We start from the raw sequence: 18496 nt of genomic DNA on the forward strand, positions 1-18496 counted from the left end.
GGCCGTCGGGCACGTTGGGGCCGGGCCCTGGAGGACCTCGGCGGCACGGCCTGTTCGACGGCCTCGTCGACGTGCTCATGGAACCATGTGCCCCGCGGGGCGACCCGCATCGCCGCTCCGTCGCACGGGCCGCAGGCCGGGGCCGCGCGTGGGCCGCCTGTCGGGCCGCCCGCGCCGCGGCTGCGGCGGCCGCGGGGCGCCTGCGCCGTGGCTGCGGGGCGGCTGCGGCGGCTGCGGCGGTCAGTCCCGGGCGCAGTACAGGTAGAGGTGCGGCTCGGGTTCGCCGTCGGGGTGGGCCGGGGTGAAGAGCACGGAATGCTCCTCGACCACCCGGAGGCCCGCGCGCCGGGCCAGCTCAGCGAAGCCGTCCGCCGCGAAGCTGCTCACCCGCACGGGATGGCCCATGAAGGCGTGCGGCACGTCGTCCACGTCCACCGGCACGGTCGCCAGCACGGCCGCGCCGCCGGGCCGGACGGCGCGGGCCAGACGGCCCACCAGCTCCTCCTGCTCGTCGCGGGTCATCTGCAGCAGCGAGAAGTAGACCGTCACGGCGTCGAGCGACCCCTCGTCGAGCCGCAGTTCGCGGACGTCGGCGAGCGTGAAGCGGGCCGCGGGGACCTGCCGGGAGGCGAGTTCGACCATCACCGGCGAGACGTCGACCCCGAGGACGTCGTGTCCGGCGGCGGCGAGCACCTCGGCGGTGGGCCTGCCCGTGCCGCTGCCCACGTCGAGCACGCCGCTGCCCGGGGCGAGCCGCCCCAGCAGCCACTCCAGGGAGGCGTGGTGCGCCTCGGAGCCGGCGAATGCCTTCTCGTACTCGGCGCCCAGCGCGTCGAAGAGGGCCTCGGGGCGGGGGCGGGCGGTGCCGCCGTCGGCTTCGGTCATGGCGGCATCGTTCCACCGGGCGGGAGGGAGGACAATGGGGCCGTGCCCACCTTGCTGATCGTGCATCACACCCCCTCGCCGAGCTGCCAGGCCATGTTCGAGGCGGTCGTCTCCGGGGCGAGCGACCCGGAGATCGAGAACGTCCGCGTCGTCCGGCGGGCCGCTCTGGCGGCGACCGCCTCGGACGTCCTGGAGGCGGACGGCTACCTGCTCGGCACGCCGGCCAACCTCGGTTACATGTCCGGCGCCCTCAAGCACTTCTTCGACCAGATCTACTACCCGTGCCTGGACGCCACGCGCGGCCGCCCCTTCGGGTACTACCTGCACGGCAACAACGACGTGACCGGCGCGGCGCGCGCCGTCGAGTCCATCGCCACCGGGCTGGGCTGGAGGCGCGTCGCGGAACCGGTGACCGTGACCGGGGAGCCGGGCAAGGCCGGGGCCGAGGCGTGCTGGGAGCTGGGGGCGACGGTCGCGGCGGGGCTGATGGACTGACCCGGCCCCGGGCGGCCGGGGGCGGCCGGCCGGGATTCCCGCCGTCAGCACTTCTCGTCGGTGCGGACCACGCCGAACTGGTACACCACGCGTCCGTCCCCGCCGAGCCGGTGGGCCGTGCAGACCGTCCACAGTGCGGGGTCCTCCACCGGCCGGTCCGCGCCGGTGGCGTCCGTGAAGCGGACGTCGGTGTCCTGGCCGAGCTGCTCCATCACGCCCTGGGCGTTGCCGCCCTCCCAGTCGCCGGTCAGGTCCGCGAGGGTGCTCAGCGCCTCCGGCGGGGCGGCCGCCGCCGGGGATCCGGAGGCGGTGGTGCCGTCGGCCCCGGTGTCGGGCGTCGAGCCGCAGGCCGTCGCTCCCAGCAGGGCGAGGGCGAGCACGGCGACCGGGCGGGCGGTCCTGGAACGAATGACGGTCTGGCGCATGGTCCCTCTCGGAACGGGGCCGGTGACGGCCGAGGACGGGAACGCCGGCCCCGGACGACCGTGCCGACGGCCACCGGGGGCGGGAAGATCGAACCCTACGCCCGACGGGCCGGCCGCCCTCCGGCGGGTCCCCGGCGACGGTCACGCCAACTGCCGCACGGACATCAGCAGGTGACGGTGCGTCACCTCACGTGAGGCGTCGTCGTCCTCGGGAACGCCGCCCAGCAGGACGCGCTGCGCGGGTCCCAGCAGCTCGAAGCGGATCCGGTCGGCGGTGAAGGTCTGGAGCGCGTCGAGCAGGTACTGGGGGTTGAAGGCGACGGAGATCTCCGGCGCCCCGGTGAGGGTGGCCGGGATCCGCTGGGAGGCCACGTCGTCCTCGTAGCCGGCCTGCAGCAGCAGACGTCCGTCCGCCGAGAAGTCCAGGCGTATCGGACTGTTGGGCTCGGCGACGACACCGACCCGGCGGACCGCCTCGCCGAGCGGCTCGCGCTCCACCAGGGCCACCGAGGCGTCGTCGAGGACGAACAGCTTGTCGTAGCGCGGGAGCCGGCCGTCCAGCAGCCGCAGGGCGCTGCGCATCCCGGCCGCCTCGAAGGAGACCAGGCCGCTGCCGCCGCCCGCGTTCATCCCCACCCGCAGCGTCCCGGAGCGCGCGGCGGCCCGGGCGAGGTCGGTGAGCCGCCTTCCCGGCAGGACGGCCTCCAGGTCGTCGGCCGCCGCGTCGGGCTCGGGCTTCCACGGCAGGGAGCGCACGGCGTAGCGGTAGCGGTCCGACGCGCTGAGGGTGAGCCGGTCGCCGTGCACGCGGAGCTGGACGCCGGTGAGGACCGGCAGGCTGTCGTCCCGGCCGGCGGCGACCACCACCTGGCCGACCGCCGCCGCGAACCCGGCCGCGTCGACCTGGCCCCGTATCTCCGGGAGGGCGGGCAGCGCCGGGTACTCCTCCAGCGGCAGGGTGGAGAGGCCGAAGCGGGTGCCGCCGCCCTCCACGGTGAAGCGGGAGCCTTCCAGGGCGCAGGCGACCCTGCCCTCGGGCAGCACCTTGCAGATGTCCGCCAGACGGCGGCCGAGGACGAGCACGCGCCCCTCGGCGACCGTGTCGGCGGGGGCGTCGGTCTCGGCGAAGGCCTCGTGGTCGAAGCCGGAGACCCGGAGCCGTCCGGTGCGGGCGTCCAGCAGCAGGCCGCCGAGGACCGGCACCGTGGAGCGTGCCGGCAGCGACCGGGCCGCCCCGGCCACGGCCTCCGCCAGCGCGCTCCGCTCGATCGTGAACTCCATGGCGCCCATCCCCGTCGGGTCGTCGGTCAGGTGACGCCCTTCACGCTACGGACCACCACTGACAACGCCCGGTCCGCGAGTGCAGGCCCGGTTCGGCGGTCGGTGGCGCCCGGGCCCCGGGGCCGGGCGTGCAGTCAGCCGCCGGTCGCGGCCAGTTCCTCCTCCAGCCAGGTGCGGCCGCGGGTGCGCGGGGCGATGCGGGTGCCGCCGAGGAGGGCGGTGAGGCGGTCGGCCTCGGCGGCCACCGCCTCGCGGGCGTCGGCTCCGGCGTCCTCGAGGAAGCGGTGCACGACGCGGCCGTCCGGGTCGGTGGCCCAGCCGCCGACGACACGGCCGTTCCACCACACGGACGGCCCGATGTTGCCCGCCCGGTCGAAGAGCCGGGGGCCGTGCGGGCCGAGGAACCACTCGCGCCGCTGCCAGCCCATCGGCGTGGGGTCCAGGGCGGGCAGCAGGGCCGCCCAGGGCTCGGGTTCCGGCACGGGGTCCTGGTCGTCGGCGAGCAGCAGCCCCGGCGTGCCGTCGAGGTCGACCTCCACCCGGTCGAGCCCGGCCAGGGCCTTGCGGGTCCGGGTGCGGGTCCAGCCCGTCCACCACTGGAGGTCCTCCGCGGGCGCGGGCCCGAAGGACCGCAGCCACAGCCGGGCCAGTTCGGTCTCGGCGTCCGCGACGGGGAGGTCGGCGAGTCCCTGCGGGCACCAGCGCTCCAGCGGAGACCACCGGTACTGGTGGGAGGTCCACGACCCGCGGGGCCGCCCGCGCACCGCCCGGCCGTCGGCGGCCAGCAGGAGCAGCAGCCGGGCGGCGACGCTCGGCCGGGCCTGGTTGCGGCTCCCCCTGCCGAGGACCACCCGTTCGGCCAGGCGGGGGTCGTCGGAGGCGAGTTCGGTCGCGGTGGCCTCGCCCCGCTGCCGCAGCGATGCGAGCGCGGCCTCCTCGGCGCCGGCCAGCCACCGCCGCGCGCCGGGTTCCGTGCCGCCGCCGAGCCCGGAGTCGGCGAGGAGCGTGACCAGTTTTCGTCGTTCCCTGGCCGCGACCTCGCGGGAGCAGGCGGCCTGGAGGACGGCGGCCCGGTCGAGGGTGGTGACGAAGACGGTGCGGCGCATGGCCAGCAGCCGGATCAGGGTCCGGTCGTCGTAGAGCGCGCGCTCGACCTCGGCGACACCGCAGCCGGCGGTCCGCGCCCAGACGGAGAGGTGGACCGACGACGGGTCCGTGCCGTGCAGCGCGACCATGGCGCGGGCGGCCCCGGCCGGGTCCGCCGCCCGCTCCCCGGGGGCCAGCAGGTGCCGCCGGCCCAGCCGCGCCCGGCGCTGTTCCGCCGTGATCGCCCGCATCGGCGTCGACCCCTCCTCGCGGGCTCCGCCCGCCGTTCGTGTGACGCGACGGCCTGGCCGGGCGCGCGCGGGAAAAACGAAAGGCAAGGAGAGCGCTCTCCTTGCCGTGCTCAACTTATAGCGCACCGGGGGGCTTGCCACAAGCCCCCGCCAGGGCCGCAGAATCCGTGGTCCGATCACACCGCGGTGCACCGGGCACCACGGTTCCGGAGGTGTCTCGGTGAACGAGCGGTACGTGCTGGACCTACGCGCCGTCGACGCGGCGGACCTGTCGTCGGTCGGCGGCAAGGGCGCCCACCTGGGCGCGCTGTCGCGCGTCGAGGGGGTGACGGTGCCGGACGGCTTCTGCGTGACGACGGAAGCCTTCCGGCGCGTTCTGGCACAGGACCCGTCGATCGGGGAGCGGATCGACCTGCTCTCCCGGGCGCACCCGGACGACCGGGAGTCGGCCGGGGAGTCGGCCGCCGCCGTCCGCCGGGCGATCGGGCGGATCACCGTCCCGGACGACGTCGCGACGCGGATCACCGACGCGCTCGCCCGCTACGGCGAGGGGGCCGCGTACGCCGTGCGCTCCAGCGCGACCGCGGAGGACCTGCCGACGGCCTCCTTCGCCGGCCAGCAGGACACGTACCTGAACGTGGTGGGGCGGGCGGAGGTGCTCCGGCACGTCGTCCGGTGCTGGGCCTCGCTGTTCACCGAGCGCGCCGTGACCTACCGCCGCCGCCACGGCGTCGACGACCGCGAGGTGCGCATGGCGGTGGTGGTGCAGCGGATGGTCGAGCCGAGCGCCTCGGGCGTCCTGTTCACCGCCGACCCGGTCACCGGGAACCGGAGGGTCGCCACCGTGGACGCGGGTTTCGGCCTCGGTGAGGCGCTGGTCTCCGGCCTGGTGAACCCGGACGTCTACCAGGTGCGGGACGGCGAGGTCGTCTCCAGGACGGTCAACGCCAAGCACCGTGCCGTGCTCGCCCGGCCGGACGGCGGCACGCGGGACGTCGAGATCGCCCCGGAGCGGCAGCGGGTGCCGGCGCTGACCGACGAGCAGGTGGTGCGGCTGGTGGAGCTCGGACGCCGCGTGGAGGCGCACTTCGGCCGCCCCCAGGACATCGAATGGTGCCTGGTCGGCGACGACTTCGCGCTGGTGCAGAGCCGGCCGGTCACCACGCTCTTCCCGGTCCCGGAGGCCCCCGACGGGGAGAACCGCGTCTACGTCTCCGTCGGCCACGGGCAGATGATGACCGACGCCATGAAGACCCTGGGGCTCTCCCTGTGGCGGACGACCGCCCTGGTCCCGATGCACGAGGCCGGGGGGAGGCTCTTCGTCGACGTCACCCGGCGCCTGGCCTCGCCCGCGAGCCGTGCCGCGCTGCTGGACGCGATGAGGACGGGGGGTGACCCGCTGGTCGGGGACGCCCTGGAGACCCTGCTCGGGCGCGACGGCTTCGTCCCGTCGCTGCCGGACCCGGCGCCCGCGGATCCGGCGGCCGGTGGCCCGGCGGCCCCGCCTCCCCCGCTGGAGACCGATCCGGCGGTCGTCACCGAGCTGGTCCGGCGCAGCGAGGCCTCGCTGGCGGCCCTGGAGCGCGACCTCGCCACGCGGAGCGGTCCGGCCCTCTTCGACTTCCTGCGGGAGGCGTTCGAGGAGCACAGGCGGGTGCTCGCCGATCCGCTGAGCCATCAGGTGATCATGGCGGGCATGGAGGCCACCTGGTGGCTCGACGACCGGCTGCTCGAGTGGCTGGGTGAGCGGAACGCGGCCGGCACGCTGACCCTGTCGGCTCCGGGCAACGTCACCTCGGAGATGGGTCTGGCCCTGCTCGACGTCGCGGACGCGATCCGCCCGCACCCGGAAGTGGTGGCCTTCCTGGCGGACGTCGAGGGCGAGGACTTCCTGGACGGGCTGGCGAAGCTGCCGGGCGGCCCGGAGGCGCGCGAGGCCCTGGAGGCCTACCTCGACCGGTACGGCGTGCGGTGCGTCGGCGAGATCGACATCACCAGGCCCCGCTGGCGCGAGCGGCCGTCCACGCTGCTGCCCGCGATCCTCGACAACGTCAGGAACTTCGGGCCCGGGGCCGCCGCGCGGCGCTTCGAGGAGGGCCGGGCGAAGGCCCTGCGGAAGGAGCGGGACGTCCTGGCGCGGCTGCGCGCCCTGCCGGACGGCGAGCGCAAGGCGGACGAGACCCGGCGGATGATCGAGCGGGTCAGGACCTTCATCGGGTACCGGGAGTACCCGAAGTACGCCATCGTCCGCCGCTACTTCCTCTACAGGCGGGCCCTGACGGCGGAGGCGGAACGCCTGGTGCGGGCCGGGGTGGTCCCCGACGCCGAGGACGTCTTCCACCTCACGTTCGAGGAGTTCCACGAGGCGGTGCGCACCCAACGGGTGGACCGGGGACTCGTCCGGCGGCGCGCGGAGGAGTTCCGCGCCCACCGGGCGCTCACGCCGCCCCGGGTCCTCACCTCGGAGGGCGAGGCCGTCACCGGGTCGTACCGGCGGGACGGCCTCCCGGACGGCGCCCTGGCCGGGCTGCCGGTGTCCGCCGGCACCGTCGAGGGCCGGGCGCGCGTGGTGCTCGACCTGGCGGACGCCGATCTCGCGGCGGGCGACATCCTGGTCACCGCCTTCACCGACCCCGGCTGGTCCCCGCTGTTCGTGGGCGTCGCGGGCCTGGTGACGGAGGTGGGCGGCCTGATGACCCACGGGGCGGTGATCGCCCGGGAGTACGGTCTGCCGGCCGTGGTGGGCGTGGACGGCGCCACCCGCCTGATCCGGGACGGGCAGCGGATCCGGGTGCACGGCACCGACGGGTACGTCGAGATCCTCGGCTGACGACGCCGGCCGCCCGCAGGTCGCGCCGGGCATACGATGGCCGTGAGGCACGACGACGGGCGGAAGCGAGGCGGGGCAGATGAGCAACACCGAGGTACATCCTCCGGAGGTGCTGTGCACGTCCGCCCCGGGGCCCTCCACACGGGTGGAGATCCTGACGCCGCGCTCGGTGCCGCTGGGCGGCCCGCGGGCGATGACGGTACGGCGGACGCTGCCGCAGCGGGCCCGTTCGCTGATCGGCGCCTGGTGCTTCGCGGACCACTACGGCCCGGACGACGTGGCGGAGACCGGCGGCATGGACGTGGCCCCGCATCCGCACACCGGGCTGCAGACGGTGAGCTGGCTGTTCACCGGCGAGATCGAGCACCGCGACAGCCTGGGCAGCCACGCCATGGTGCGCCCGGGCGAGGTGAACCTGATGACCGGCGGGTACGGCATCGCGCACACCGAGGTGTCCACCCCGTCGACCACGGTCCTGCACGGCGTCCAGCTCTGGGTGGCGCTGCCCGCCGAGCACCGTGACGCGCCGCGCGACTTCCGCCACCACGTGCCGCGGTGCGTGGAACTGCCGGGCGGCGCGGGTGAGATGCGGGTGTTCCTCGGCTCGCTGGTCGGCGAGGTCTCCCCGGTGCCGACGTACACGCCGCTGCTGGGCGCCGAGTTGATCCTCGCGCCCGGGGCGAACCTGAGCCTGCCGGTGGACGAGCGCTTCGAGCACGGCCTGCTGCTGGACGCCGGTGCCCTCACCTTCCCGGGCGGCAGCCGACTCGCACCGGCCGAACTCGGTTACCTGGCGCCGGGCCGCACCACCCTCGACGTGACGAACCCGAGCACGGAGGAGTCCGCGCGGGTGATCCTGCTGGGCGGCCCGCCGTTCGGCGAGGAGATCGTCATGTGGTGGAATTTCGTGGGCCGTTCGCACGAGGAGATCGCGGAGGCGCGGGCCGGGTGGGAGGAGCGCTCCGACCGGTTCGGCGTCGTCGAGGGCTACCCCGGCGACCGGCTGCCCGCTCCGGCCCTGCCCAACATCCGTCTCCAGCCGCGGAGGAACCCCGTGCCCCAGACCCCGCCCGCCCCGGACGAGACCACCCAGGTCCGTCTCGCCGCCGAGGCGCACCGCTACGAGATCCTGGTCGAGGGCACGGTCGCCGGCTTCACCGAGTTCCGCGACCACGGCTCCCGGCGGGTCTTCTTCCACACCGTGGTCGACGACGCCTACGCCGGGCGCGGGCTCGCCTCGATCCTGGTCCGCGAGGCCCTGGAGCACGTGCGCGCCAGTGGCATGCGCCTGGTCGCGATCTGCCCGTACGTGGCCAAGTACCTGACGAAGCACGACGGTTACCGCGACATCACCGACGAGGCGACCCCCGAGGTGCGGGCCTGGCTCGCGGCCGAACTCGACGCCTGAGCACGGGCGTCGACGCGACCCGTTCACCTGCCCGTCGCCTCCCGGGCGGCTGGCGGACTCCCGGGGCGCACGGACGGCGGGCACGCTCGCGCTGTCCGTCCGGACGTCGACCCCTGTGACCCGGGAGCCAGTTGTGACGACCCGCAGCAGCAGAACGCGCATCCTCTCCGCCGCATCCCTGGCCGCCGCCGTGGCGGTGGTGGCCGCCACGCTGGGCGTGGCCCCGGCCGCCGGGGCGGCCGGCCGGTCGGGAGGTGCACTTCCGGGGGTCACTCCGCGCGCGCAGACCCCGGCGGTCTTCGACGACGAGGAGGGCGGCAACGCCGACGCCGACGACCCGGCGATCTGGCGGCACGCGGCCGACCCGGACCGCAGCCTGGTGATCACGGCCGTGAAGGAGGGCGGGCTGCGGGTCTACGACCTCGACGCCCGTGAGGTGCAGGCCGTCGCGGCCCCTCCGGCGCCCTCCCCCGCCGACGCCCCCGGCCGCTTCAACAACGTGGACCTCGTGCACGGCCTGCGGCTGCCGTCGGGCCGGGCGGACCTCGCCGTGACCAGCGACCGGGGCACCGACCGGTTGCGGGTCTACCGGATCGACGGTGACGCCCCCGGCGCCCCGCTGACCGACGTCACCGACGCCGCGGCCCCGCGCATCTTCACCGGCTCGCAGGAGGAGGTGAACGAGGAGCGCACCGCCTACGGGCTCGCCACGTACACCGACCCGCGGTCGGGCCGCTCCTACGCCGTGGTCAGCCGCGCCGGGACCACCGAGCTGGCACTGCTGGAGCTGACCGCCACCGCCTCCGGCGAGGTCGGCTACCGCACGGTCCGCACCTTGGCCCTGCCCGCCGGCTTCCGCCTGCCCGACGGGACGTCCTGGTCCCCGTGCGGGGAGCCCGGCGAACTGCCGCAGGTCGAGGGCATGGTGGTGGACCCGGCCACCGGCGCGCTCTACGCCGGCCAGGAGGACGTGGGTGTCTGGCGGCTCTCCGCCGACCTGCGCGGCAAGCCGCAACTCGTCGACAGGGTGCGGGAGTTCGGCGTGCCCGCCCGATACGACGAGGCGAGCGAGGAGTGCCTGCCGAGCGGTGCGGACCCCGGCTTCGGCGGCGCCCGCCTCGCCGCCGACGTGGAGGGCCTGACGCTGCTGCCCGGCCGGGCGGGCGGCCCGGCCCGGCTCCTCGCCTCCAGCCAGGGCGACGACAGCTTCGCCGTGTACGACCGCGGCCGGTACGCGGGCGGCTTCCGTGTGGTGGCGGCGTCCGGGGACGAGGCGCTGGACGGCGTGGAGGAGTGCGACGGCGCGGCCGTGCTGGACGCCCCGTTGGGCAGCCGGTACCCGGACGGCCTGCTGGTGGTGCAGGACGGCCACATGTCGCCGGAGGACGGCGACCGGGAGGCCACCGGCTTCGCGTTCGTCGACCTCGCCGATGTCCGGGCGGCCCTGGGCGACCGGCGTTCCTGAAACGGGTGCGGGCACGGGTCCGGGCGCCGGTCCGTGCACCCGGTCCGGGGCGGGGCCCCGCCGAGCCGGAGCCTCGCCGAGCCGTGGCCCCGCCCGGGCTCCGCACCGGCCTTCGCGCGGTCTACGCGGACCCGGGGCCGGACCTGCCCTCGCCCGCGCCCGGCCCGCCCGCCCCCGACTCACCGGCGCCCGACTCACCGGCGCCCGGCTCGCCCGTGCCCGGTTCCGCCATCTTGCGGTGGAAGAGCCCCTTCACCTTGTCCGGCATCACCTTCTGCACGGTGCCCTGGGCCTTGGTCTGGGCGGAGCCGGTGACCAGCTTCTTCCGGCCCTTGGTGACGGCCTCGAACGCCTGCCGGGCCACCTGGGCGGGGTCGTCCTTCTCCATGGTGCCGATCCGCGTGTCCTCCATGCCCGCGCGGCGGAAGAAGTCGGTGTCGGTGGGGCCGGGCATGAAGGAGGTGACGGTCACGCCGGTGTCCTTCAGTTCCTCCTGGAGCGCCTGGGCGAAGGACTGCACGAAGGACTTCGAGGCGTTGTAGACGGACTGGAAGGAGCCGGGCGACAGGGAGGCGACGGACGAGGTGAACAGCATCCGTCCCTCACCGCGCTCCACCATCCGCCGCAGCAGCGGCTTGGCGAGCAGGACCGTGGAGGTCACGTTGAGGTCGATCACCTCGCGGTCGTCGTCCGGGTCGGTGTCCACGAAGGCGCCGCCGCTGCCGACCCCCGCGTTGAGCGCGGCCACGTCCACCGCGAACTCTCCGGCGACGGCCGCGACCCGGGCCACCGCCTCCGGGTCGCGGAGGTCGGCGCGGAGGGCTCGCACATCCGCGCCGGTCTCCCGCAGCCGTGCGGCGGCCTCCTCCACGGCCTCGTCCTCGGCGTTGATCAGCAGGTCGTAGCCGTGTTCGGCGAACTCACGGGCGAGCTCGAAGCCGATGCCGCGGGAGGCACCGGTCACCAGCGCGACCGGTCGGCGGCTGCCGGGGTCGCCGGGGGCGGGGGTGCTTGCGTGCGTGTTCATGGGAGCGGGGTAACCGTCCCGCCCGAGGTCATGCGCCGGCAGGGTCCTCCTCCCCCGGCCGCCGGGGCCGTACGGCCAGCAGGGCGACGTCGTCGGTGGCGTCGGCGCCGAGGCGGATCAGCAGTTCGTCGCAGAGGGTGCCGAGCGGGGCGTGGGCGAGGGCCGCGGCCTGGTCGCACAGCCTCCGCAGCGAGTCGTCGAGGTGCTCGTGCCGCCGTTCGACCAGGCCGTCGGTGTACAGCAGCAGGGTCGCCCCTTCGGGGATGTCCACCGAGGCGCCGGTGCGCGGCAGGTCGTGGCCGGTGCCGAGCATCAGCCCGTCGTCCTCCTCGAGGAGGCGGGCCCCGTCGTCGGGGTGCACCAGCAGGGGCGGCAGGTGTCCGGCGGAGGAGAAGTCGAACCGCCACCGTCCGGGGGTGTGCTCGCGGACGATGCCGTAGACGCAGGTCGCGGTGGTCGACGAGCGCAGGCTCCGGTCCGCCGTGTCGAGGCGGCGCAGCACCGCCTCGGCGGGTTCCTGCCGGTCGAGGGCGATGCCGCGGAGCATGCTGCGGAGCTGGCTCATGGTGATCGCCGCCTCCAGGTCGTGTCCGGCGACGTCGCCGATGACCAGGGCGGTGTGCCCGTCGGGCAGGAGGAAGCAGTCGTACCAGTCGCCGCCGACCTGCGTGGTGACGGAGGACGTGGCGTAGCTCGCGTCGATCTCCAGCCCGGGCACCTGGGGCAGGGTGGGCAGCAGGTCTCGCTGGAGCCGTTCGGCGATGTACCGGGTGCCCTCGAAGAGGCGCTGGTTCTCGACGGCGAGGGCGACGGACCGCGCGAGGTCGTCGATGAAGGCGAGGTCGTCCTCGGCTAAGGGGCGCTCCGGGTCGTCCCGGACGAGGGTGAGGGCACCGAAGATCTGCCGGCGGGCGCGCAGCGGGGCGACGACGGCGCTGGTGGCGCCGATCTCCTCGAACAGCCGGCGGTAGCCGGAGTCGAGGGCGCACTCGCCCGGCCGGGAGGGGATGTCGGGGGCGAGCAGGAGGGGTCCGGCGCCGCGGAGGGTGCGGGCGAGCGGGCCGCGTGCCTTGTCCGACATGGCCGGCAGGCGGCCCTCGGACCCGCCGGGCCTGACCTTCCGGGGGTCGCGGTGCGTGACGCCGGTCCGTTCCACGGAGTCGCCGTCGAGCAGGTCGACGACGCACCAGTCGGCCAGCCGCCTGACCAGGAGCTCGCAGACGGAGTGCAGTCCCCGCCCCAGCTCGGAGGCGTCCGCGAGTTCCCGGCCGACGTCGGCGAGCAGGCCGAGCCGGTCCATGGCCTCCATCGCGGCGACGGCGGCGACCGGGCGGCGCCCGAACTCCGGCAGTCCGGGGCCGGCCTCAGGGGTCTGCGGGGGCGGGTGCGGGCGGCCGAAGGGCTCGGTGGTCTCCCTGGCGGGGATGACGGGCCGTCGGCGCGCGGGCCGCGGTTCCGGGCCGAGAGCTGTGCTGCGGAGCACCATCTGGCCGATGAACACGGTGCGCCCGTCGGCCATCTCCTGGCAGTGGATCAGCAGCCGCACCGGTACGAGGTGGCCCTGGTGGTGGAGCGCGGGCAGCGGCACGGCGCGGCCCAGGATGCGCGGCCGGCCGCTCAGCAGCAGGGAGTGGTAGGCCGCGAGGTGCCGTTCGCGCAGGTGCTCGGGGATCAGCGCGGTGAGCGGCCGGCCGACCAGGTCGTCGAGGTCCCAGCCGAGGAGGTCGGCGGCGGCCGTGTTGGCGGCGATGATCAGGTTGTCGTCGTCGGCGACGACGGTGGGCAGGCGGCTGCTGTGGACCTGGTCCTCGTCCCAGGGGACCAGGTCCAGCGGGCTGGCGGAGGGGTCGCGGGGCACCACGGTCCAGGCGGTGGGCAGCGAGCCGTCGGCCTGTCCGGCGATCTGGTCGAGCAGCCAGTCCTGCAGCGCCTGGCTCTCCGGCAGGGCGGGCCGGGTGAGCAGGAGTTCGTCGCGGCCGGCCTCCTCGGCCGTGTCCAGCACCCGGCGCAGCAGCCGGACGGCCGGGGCCACGTCGGCGGGCAGCACCAGGCTGACGGTGCGGATGTCGGCGACGCCCGGCCGGTCGCGGAGGGCGACGGCGACGGCGGTGCTGATCAGGTTGTTGGTGTCGTGCGCGGCCAGCAGGTCGTCCGCGTCGATGCCGAGCCGGTCGCCGATCGCCCCGGCGAGGAGGAGTTCGCGCAGCAGGGCGTGCCGGTGCTGCTGGGAGGTGACGTGCAGGGCCTGCGGCAGGTCGATCAGCACGACGGGAACGGTGGCGCCGGCGGACAGCGGGCCGGGCTCGGTCCAGCGGGAGCGCCCGCCGGGGGTCCCGTCCGGCAGCAGTTCGAACCAGACGCGCTTGGTGGACTCCTCCTGCTCGACGCCGTGCCGGTCCGCGAGCTCGGACACCACGCCGAGGCCGCGGCCGGTGCCCGCGTTGGGAGGGCAGTCGCGGGGCAGGGGCAGCAGGTCGGGGCGGTCGTCGGCGACGTCGACCCGGATGCGCGGCCCGTCGACGCGGACGGTCACCTCGATGCCGGTGCGGGTGTGCAGGACGCCGTTGGTGACGAGTTCGCTGGTCAGCAGCCGGGCGGTGGCCGCCGTCTCCTCGGGGACGGACGCCTCGTCGAGGACGGCTGCCACGAACCGGCGGGCGGCGGGCACGCTGTCCGCCCGCCGCCCGTCGAACCGCCGGGATCGCGGCGCTCCGGGCGACGGCGGGCTGTCCATGGGAACCAGTGTGCCGCCGCCCGGCGGGGTGTGCGCGGGCCCGCCGCCGGACGGGCTACGGCCGGGGGCCGGCGCGCCTGGCGGGGGTCCCGGCGCGGGTCAGCGCAGGGCGTCCTTGAGGATGCGGGCCACGTCGGCGAGCAGTGCGTCGTCGCGGGGCGCGTCCCGGTCGGGCTTGGTGGTCAGGACGGCCATCACCAGGGGCGTGCCGTCCTCGGTCCACACGACGGCGACGTCGTTGAGCGAGCCGTAGGTGTCGGCGGCGCCGGTCTTGTCGGCGACCGTCCACTCCGGCGGCAGGCCGGCCCTCAGCCGCGCGTCGCCGGTGGTGTTGCCCAGCAGCCAGGAGGTGAGCAGTTCCCGGTCGGCCCGCTCCAGGGCGCCGCCGAGCACCAGCCGCGCGTAGGTCTCCGCGATGGCGGCGGGCGTGGTGGTGTCGGTCTCCCGCCAGGCTTCGCCGGAGTTCAGCTCGGGCTCCCACCGGTCGAGCCGGGTCACCTGGTCGCCGAGCGAGCGGGCGAAGCGGGTGATGCCGTGCGGGCCGCCGATCTGCCGCAGGAGCAGGTTGCCGGCGGTGTTGTCGCTGTACCGGACGGCCGCGTCGCAGAGTTCCCGGATCGTCATGCCGGTGGCCAGGTTGGCGCGGCAGATGGCGGTGGGTTCGACGAGCTGGGCCTCGGTGTAGCGGATGCGCCGGTCGAGGAACGTGCCGTCGGTGTCGCGGTCGCGCAGGACCGCGGCGGCGGCGAGCGTCTTGAACACGGACAGCATCGGGAACCGCTCGTCGGCGCGGTGCCGGACGGTGACCCCGGTGGCCGTGTTCCACGCGAGAACGCCCACGCGGGCGCCGTGCTGGTCCTCGAGTCCGCGCAGGCGGGCCGACGGCGTCCCGGGGGCGTCGTCCGCGGCGCGGGTGTCCCGCGCGGCGCGGGTGTCGTGCGCGGCGGCCGCGGCGGGGCCGGCGGCGAGGAGGGTCATGGTCGCCGCGGTGGCGGTGAGCAGGGTGCGGCGGGTGGGAGCCGGCACAGCGCGGCGGGTGGGGCCGAAGGCAGGTGCGTCGGAAATCGCTCTCTCCGTTCCTCGGTGATCATCCATCCCGTGCCACGACGCCGCTCCCCCGCTCCCCGGTTCCCTCGGCCGCCGGTCCGGCGCGGCACCGCGCGCCGGCCTCTCAGGACGCCGCGACGAGGTCGGCGTTGAGGGCGGCGCCGGCCATCAGGCCGGCCGCGGACGCGACGGTCACCATGGCCGCGAGGTCCGCGGCGTTGCCCGCGGCCCAGACGCCGTCGATCTCGGTCCGGCCCTGCGGGTCCGCCGCGACGAAGGTTCCCAGCGGGTGTTCCGTGAGCGTGCCGCCCAGCTGCTCGTAGAGGTCGCCGCGTGCGAGGAACCGGGGGCCGACGACCACGGCGTCCGCCGCGATCTCCCGCCCGTCCGCCATGCGCACGCCGCGCAGGGTGCCGTCCTCGTCGTCGACCAGGCGTTCCACGGTCCCGTCCACCACGTGGATCCCGCGGGCGGCGAGCCGTGCGAACGTGTCGTCCTCGGGTTCCGGCATGGTGTTGCGCAGGAGGGTGACGTCCTCGCTGAGCTGCCGGAACAGCTGGGCCTGGTGCGGCGCGTGCGGCCCGGTGGCGAGCACGGCGATCCGCCGGCCGCGGACCTCCCAGCCGTGGCAGTAGGGGCAGTGCAGCACGCTGCTGCCCCAGTGTTCCCGCACGCCCGGGATGTCGGGCAGTTCGTCGACGAGCCCGGTCGCCAGCAGCAGCCGGCGGGCGCGGACGGCGCCGCCGCCGGCCAGGGTGACGAGGAAGCCGTCGTCGGTGCGGCGGGCGGTCACGGCGCGGTCCTCGACGATGCGGGCGCCGTACCCCTCGGCCTCGCGGCGGCCCGCGGCCAGCAGGTCCAGGGGCGCGACGCCCTCCTGGCCGAGGACGTTGTGGGCGCCGGCGGCGGGCGCGTTCCTGGGGTGGCCGGCGTCCACCACGATCACCTCGCGCAGGGACCGGGACAGGGCGACGGCCGCGCTCAGGCCGGCGGGGCCGCCGCCCACGATCAGGACGTCGGCGGTGGCCGTGGTGTCGTGCGGTTCGGTGGTGGTCATGGGGGTCACGGAGGTCATGGGTGTCTCTCTCCTTCGTGGGTGGGGCGGTCAGGACCGGCGGGCGGCCCAGACGGTGCGGACGGAGCGGGGGACGAGGTCGCGGCGGTGGCCGAGGTGGGCGGGGTCGCCGGGGGTGAGGAGACGGTCGAGGGCGGCGAGGTCGTCGGGGGCGAGCCGGTCCTCCAGGGCGACGCGGAACCGGCCGAGCACCTGCTGGGCGTAGTGGGCCGACTCCTCGCCCGCGGGGTCTTCCGCGGTGACGGTCCAGCGCTCGACGGGCCCGAACCCGGCCCGCTCCAGGTCGTCCCGCCAGTCGGGGTGGGCGTTCCAGCCGGCCCGGGCCGCCAGGTCACGGCAGCGGTCCTCCAGGCCGGGGCGCCCGGCGCCCGCATCGTCCGGGAGGAACCGCGGCATCCCGTCGGACTCGACGACGACGAGCAGGCCGCCCGGCGCGATCGCCGCGTGCAGGTGCCGCAGCAGGGCCGCGGGGTCGGCGACGTGGTGGAGCGAGGAGGAGGCCCAGACGAGGTCGAGCGGGGCGAGGCCGGCGGGCAGGCCGGCGTCCAGGTCGGCCGGGAGGGTGCGCACCCTGTCGCCGAGGCCGGCCTCACGGGCCGCGGCCGTGACCCGGTCGAGCATCACCGTCGACAGGTCGACGGCGGTCACCCGGGCCTCGGGGAAGTGCCGTGCCAGGGCGAGCGTCCCCTGTCCGGGTCCGCTGCCGAGGTCGGCGACGTTCCGGGGCCGGGAGGGGCCGAGGGCGGTCACGGCGCGGGTCAGCGCCTCCTCCAGGGCCGGCCCGAAGGCGCGGGCCTCGAGTTCCAGCAGCCCGGCGTGGGCGGTGTCGCCCGCGTGGTCGTGGTGGTGTCCCGCGTGGGCGGCGTCGCCGCCGTGGCGGTGCTCGCCGTGCCGGTGCTCGCCGTGCCGGTGGTGCGGGTCGGGGTGAGCATGGTGGGGGCCGTGGGCGGGTGCGTCGTGGTGCGTCATGTCGTCCACCGTAAGGCGGCCCATGCCCTAGAGGCATACACTCTTGCCCATGACGCAAGAAGTCGACCTGGACGGTCTCATCAGGCAACGGATTCGCAGCCTGCGGCATGCCCGCGGCTGGTCCCTCGACGCCCTTGCGGTGCGGGCCCACCTCAGCCCGTCGAGTCTCAGCCGGATCGAGACCGGGCACCGCCGGATCTCGCTGGACCAGCTCGTCCCGATCGCCCGGGCGCTGGACACCACGCTGGACCAGCTGGTCGAGTCCCCGTCCGACGAGGACGTAGTGATCCGCCCGCAGCCGGCGCACACCCCCGGGATCACCCTGTGGCTGCTGTCCCGGGAGGCGTCCCTGCACGGGGTGACGGTCGCGAAGATGCGGATCTCGCCCGACCTCCCGTTCCGCCCGGACAGCCTGAAGGTGCACCCGGGCCACGAGTGGTTCACGGTGCTCTCCGGGACGGCCCGCCTGCACCTCGGCGACCGCACGATGCTGGTGCAGGCGGGGAACGCCGCGGAGTTCTCGACCATGACGCCCCATGCGATCCGGGCACACGAGGGCCCGGTGGAGATCCTCACCATCTTCGACCACAACGGGGAGCGGTCCCACCTGCACGCCGGCGAGCACGGCGTGCAGCCGTGAGACTCAGCCGCCGGTCGGGGTGAAGAAGTCACCCAGGGCCGCTGCGAGGGCCTCCGGCGCCTCCTCGGCCATGTGGTGTCCGGAGTCGATGCCGTGACCGCGGGCGTCGTCGGCCCAGTCGCGCCAGATCTCCAGCGGGTCGCCGTGGAGCTCCTCGAGGTCGTCCCGCAGCGACCAGAGGATCAGCGCGGGGCAGCGGACACGGCGGCCGGCCGCACGGTCGGCCTCCTCGTGGGCCCGGTCGACGGTGAGTCCGGCGCGGTAGTCCTCCAGCATGGCCCGCACGACCTCCGGGCGGCGCACCGCCTCCAGCCGCTCGGCGTGGTTCTCCGGCCCCATGGCGTCGGGGTCGCCGCGGTACCAGGCGTCGGGGTCGGCGGTGATGACGCGTTCCGGGACGTCCGGCTGGGCGAAGAAGAACCAGTGCCACCACCGGGTGGCGAAATCGGCCCCGGCGCGGGCGAGGTGTTCGCTGATCGGCAGGCAGTCCAGCAGCGCCACCCGGGTCACCGCCTCGGGGTGGTCGAGCGCCAGCCGCAGGGCGACGTACGAGCCGCGGTCGTGTCCGGCCAGCAGGAACCGCTCGTGCCCAAACTCCCGCATCACCGTGAGGAGATCACCGGCCATCGCCCGCTTGGAGTGGGCGCTGTGGTCGGGTGCGGGGGCCGGGCCGCGGGAGCGGCCGTAGCCCCGCAGGTCGGGGCAGACGACGGTGAACCCGCGGTCCACCAGCAGCGGCGCGACCCGGTGCCAGGTCGCGGAGGTGCGCGGGTGCCCGTGCAGCAGCAGGACGGGCGGCCCCTGCCCGCCGTGGCGGAGGAAGACCGAGGCCTCCCCGGTGTCGATCCGGGTCTCGGTGAAGTTCGCGAACATGGTGC

15 protein-coding genes and 1 pseudogene are annotated in these 18496 nt (G+C 75.5%); 6 read left to right on the top strand and 10 right to left on the bottom strand.

The window, feature by feature from the left end; all coding sequences use genetic code 11:
* Positions 1–240: 240 nt before the first annotated feature.
* Positions 241–885, bottom strand: coding sequence for a class I SAM-dependent methyltransferase (locus ACWD3O_RS19000; protein WP_451416639.1), 645 nt, complete (start codon positions 883–885; stop codon positions 241–243).
* 42 nt (positions 886–927) lie between these two features.
* On the opposite strand from ACWD3O_RS19000, the gene ACWD3O_RS19005 reads away from it, so the two are divergent.
* Positions 928–1380 (top strand): flavodoxin family protein, encoded by a 453-nt coding sequence (locus tag ACWD3O_RS19005; protein WP_451408691.1) that lies wholly within the window; start codon positions 928–930, stop codon positions 1378–1380.
* Between the two features lie 44 nt (positions 1381–1424).
* Here the strand turns inward: ACWD3O_RS19005 and ACWD3O_RS19010 are convergent, their stop codons facing one another.
* The 3 genes from ACWD3O_RS19010 to ACWD3O_RS19020 form a co-directional block, all read right to left on the bottom strand.
* Positions 1425–1805, bottom strand: coding sequence for a hypothetical protein (locus ACWD3O_RS19010; RefSeq protein ID WP_451408692.1), 381 nt, complete (start codon positions 1803–1805; stop codon positions 1425–1427).
* A gap of 141 nt (positions 1806–1946) precedes the next feature.
* A complete protein-coding gene (gene dnaN / locus ACWD3O_RS19015; RefSeq protein WP_451416640.1) occupies positions 1947–3086 on the bottom strand; it encodes a DNA polymerase III subunit beta in 1140 nt (379 codons plus the stop codon).
* Between the two features lie 134 nt (positions 3087–3220).
* A complete protein-coding gene (locus tag ACWD3O_RS19020) occupies positions 3221–4423 on the bottom strand; it encodes a winged helix DNA-binding domain-containing protein (protein WP_451416641.1) in 1203 nt (400 codons plus the stop codon).
* A gap of 220 nt (positions 4424–4643) precedes the next feature.
* Here ACWD3O_RS19020 and rph point away from each other — a divergent pair, with 220 nt between their 5' ends.
* The 4 genes and pseudogenes from rph (at position 4644) to ACWD3O_RS19040 (ending at position 10126) form a co-directional block, all read left to right on the top strand.
* Positions 4644–7253 (top strand): rifamycin-inactivating phosphotransferase, encoded by a 2610-nt coding sequence (gene rph / locus ACWD3O_RS19025; protein ID WP_451416642.1) that lies wholly within the window; start codon positions 4644–4646, stop codon positions 7251–7253.
* 79 nt (positions 7254–7332) lie between these two features.
* Positions 7333–8307, top strand: a pseudogene (locus ACWD3O_RS19030) (pirin family protein); the annotation flags it as partial.
* Positions 8308–8661, top strand: coding sequence for a GNAT family N-acetyltransferase (locus tag ACWD3O_RS19035; RefSeq protein WP_451416741.1), 354 nt, complete (start codon positions 8308–8310; stop codon positions 8659–8661).
* 133 nt (positions 8662–8794) lie between these two features.
* A complete protein-coding gene (locus tag ACWD3O_RS19040; RefSeq protein ID WP_451416643.1) occupies positions 8795–10126 on the top strand; it encodes a phytase in 1332 nt (443 codons plus the stop codon).
* A gap of 121 nt (positions 10127–10247) precedes the next feature.
* On the opposite strand, the gene ACWD3O_RS19045 is transcribed toward ACWD3O_RS19040, so the two are convergent.
* From ACWD3O_RS19045 to ACWD3O_RS19065, 5 genes are all read right to left on the bottom strand, one after another.
* Positions 10248–11153, bottom strand: coding sequence for an SDR family NAD(P)-dependent oxidoreductase (locus ACWD3O_RS19045; protein WP_451416644.1), 906 nt, complete (start codon positions 11151–11153; stop codon positions 10248–10250).
* Positions 11154–11181: 28 nt separating this feature from the next.
* A complete protein-coding gene (locus ACWD3O_RS19050; protein WP_451416645.1) occupies positions 11182–13887 on the bottom strand; it encodes a SpoIIE family protein phosphatase in 2706 nt (901 codons plus the stop codon).
* Between the two features lie 99 nt (positions 13888–13986).
* A complete protein-coding gene (gene bla / locus ACWD3O_RS19055) occupies positions 13987–14865 on the bottom strand; it encodes a class A beta-lactamase (RefSeq protein ID WP_451416742.1) in 879 nt (292 codons plus the stop codon).
* A 193-nt stretch (positions 14866–15058) separates the two neighbouring features.
* Positions 15059–16009 (bottom strand): NAD(P)/FAD-dependent oxidoreductase, encoded by a 951-nt coding sequence (locus tag ACWD3O_RS19060; RefSeq protein WP_451416646.1) that lies wholly within the window; start codon positions 16007–16009, stop codon positions 15059–15061.
* A 30-nt stretch (positions 16010–16039) separates the two neighbouring features.
* Positions 16040–16978 (bottom strand): class I SAM-dependent methyltransferase, encoded by a 939-nt coding sequence (locus ACWD3O_RS19065; RefSeq protein WP_451416647.1) that lies wholly within the window; start codon positions 16976–16978, stop codon positions 16040–16042.
* Between the two features lie 49 nt (positions 16979–17027).
* Between ACWD3O_RS19065 and ACWD3O_RS19070 the strand changes: the two genes are divergently transcribed.
* Complete coding sequence (locus tag ACWD3O_RS19070) at positions 17028–17618, top strand: helix-turn-helix domain-containing protein (protein WP_356132063.1); 591 nt, start codon at positions 17028–17030, stop codon at positions 17616–17618.
* A 3-nt stretch (positions 17619–17621) separates the two neighbouring features.
* Here the strand turns inward: ACWD3O_RS19070 and ACWD3O_RS19075 are convergent, their stop codons facing one another.
* The gene (locus tag ACWD3O_RS19075; protein ID WP_451416648.1) at positions 17622–18491 is read right to left on the bottom strand and encodes an alpha/beta fold hydrolase; all 870 of its coding nucleotides are present in this window, start codon (positions 18489–18491) and stop codon (positions 17622–17624) included.
* Between the last annotated feature and the right edge of the window lie 5 nt (positions 18492–18496).

It is taken from the genome of Streptomyces sp. NPDC002640 (assembly GCF_053592575.1).

What these genes read in the sequence shown, in the direction of transcription:
- ACWD3O_RS19010 (WP_451408692.1), bottom strand. Translation starts at nt 1,805, where the DNA reads ATGCGCCAGACCGTCATTCGTTCCAGGACCGCCCGCCCGGTCGCCGTG.
- ACWD3O_RS19060 (WP_451416646.1), bottom strand. Translation starts at nt 16,009, where the DNA reads ATGACCTCCGTGACCCCCATGACCACCACCGAACCGCACGACACCACG.
- bla (WP_451416742.1), bottom strand. Translation starts at nt 14,865, where the DNA reads ATGACCCTCCTCGCCGCCGGCCCCGCCGCGGCCGCCGCGCACGACACC.
- ACWD3O_RS19075 (WP_451416648.1), bottom strand. Translation starts at nt 18,491, where the DNA reads ATGTTCGCGAACTTCACCGAGACCCGGATCGACACCGGGGAGGCCTCG.
- ACWD3O_RS19070 (WP_356132063.1), top strand. Translation starts at nt 17,028, where the DNA reads ATGACGCAAGAAGTCGACCTGGACGGTCTCATCAGGCAACGGATTCGC.
- ACWD3O_RS19020 (WP_451416641.1), bottom strand. Translation starts at nt 4,423, where the DNA reads ATGCGGGCGATCACGGCGGAACAGCGCCGGGCGCGGCTGGGCCGGCGG.
- ACWD3O_RS19000 (WP_451416639.1), bottom strand. Translation starts at nt 885, where the DNA reads ATGACCGAAGCCGACGGCGGCACCGCCCGCCCCCGCCCCGAGGCCCTC.
- ACWD3O_RS19045 (WP_451416644.1), bottom strand. Translation starts at nt 11,153, where the DNA reads ATGAACACGCACGCAAGCACCCCCGCCCCCGGCGACCCCGGCAGCCGC.
- dnaN (WP_451416640.1), bottom strand. Translation starts at nt 3,086, where the DNA reads ATGGAGTTCACGATCGAGCGGAGCGCGCTGGCGGAGGCCGTGGCCGGG.
- ACWD3O_RS19050 (WP_451416645.1), bottom strand. Translation starts at nt 13,887, where the DNA reads ATGGACAGCCCGCCGTCGCCCGGAGCGCCGCGATCCCGGCGGTTCGAC.
- ACWD3O_RS19065 (WP_451416647.1), bottom strand. Translation starts at nt 16,978, where the DNA reads ATGACGCACCACGACGCACCCGCCCACGGCCCCCACCATGCTCACCCC.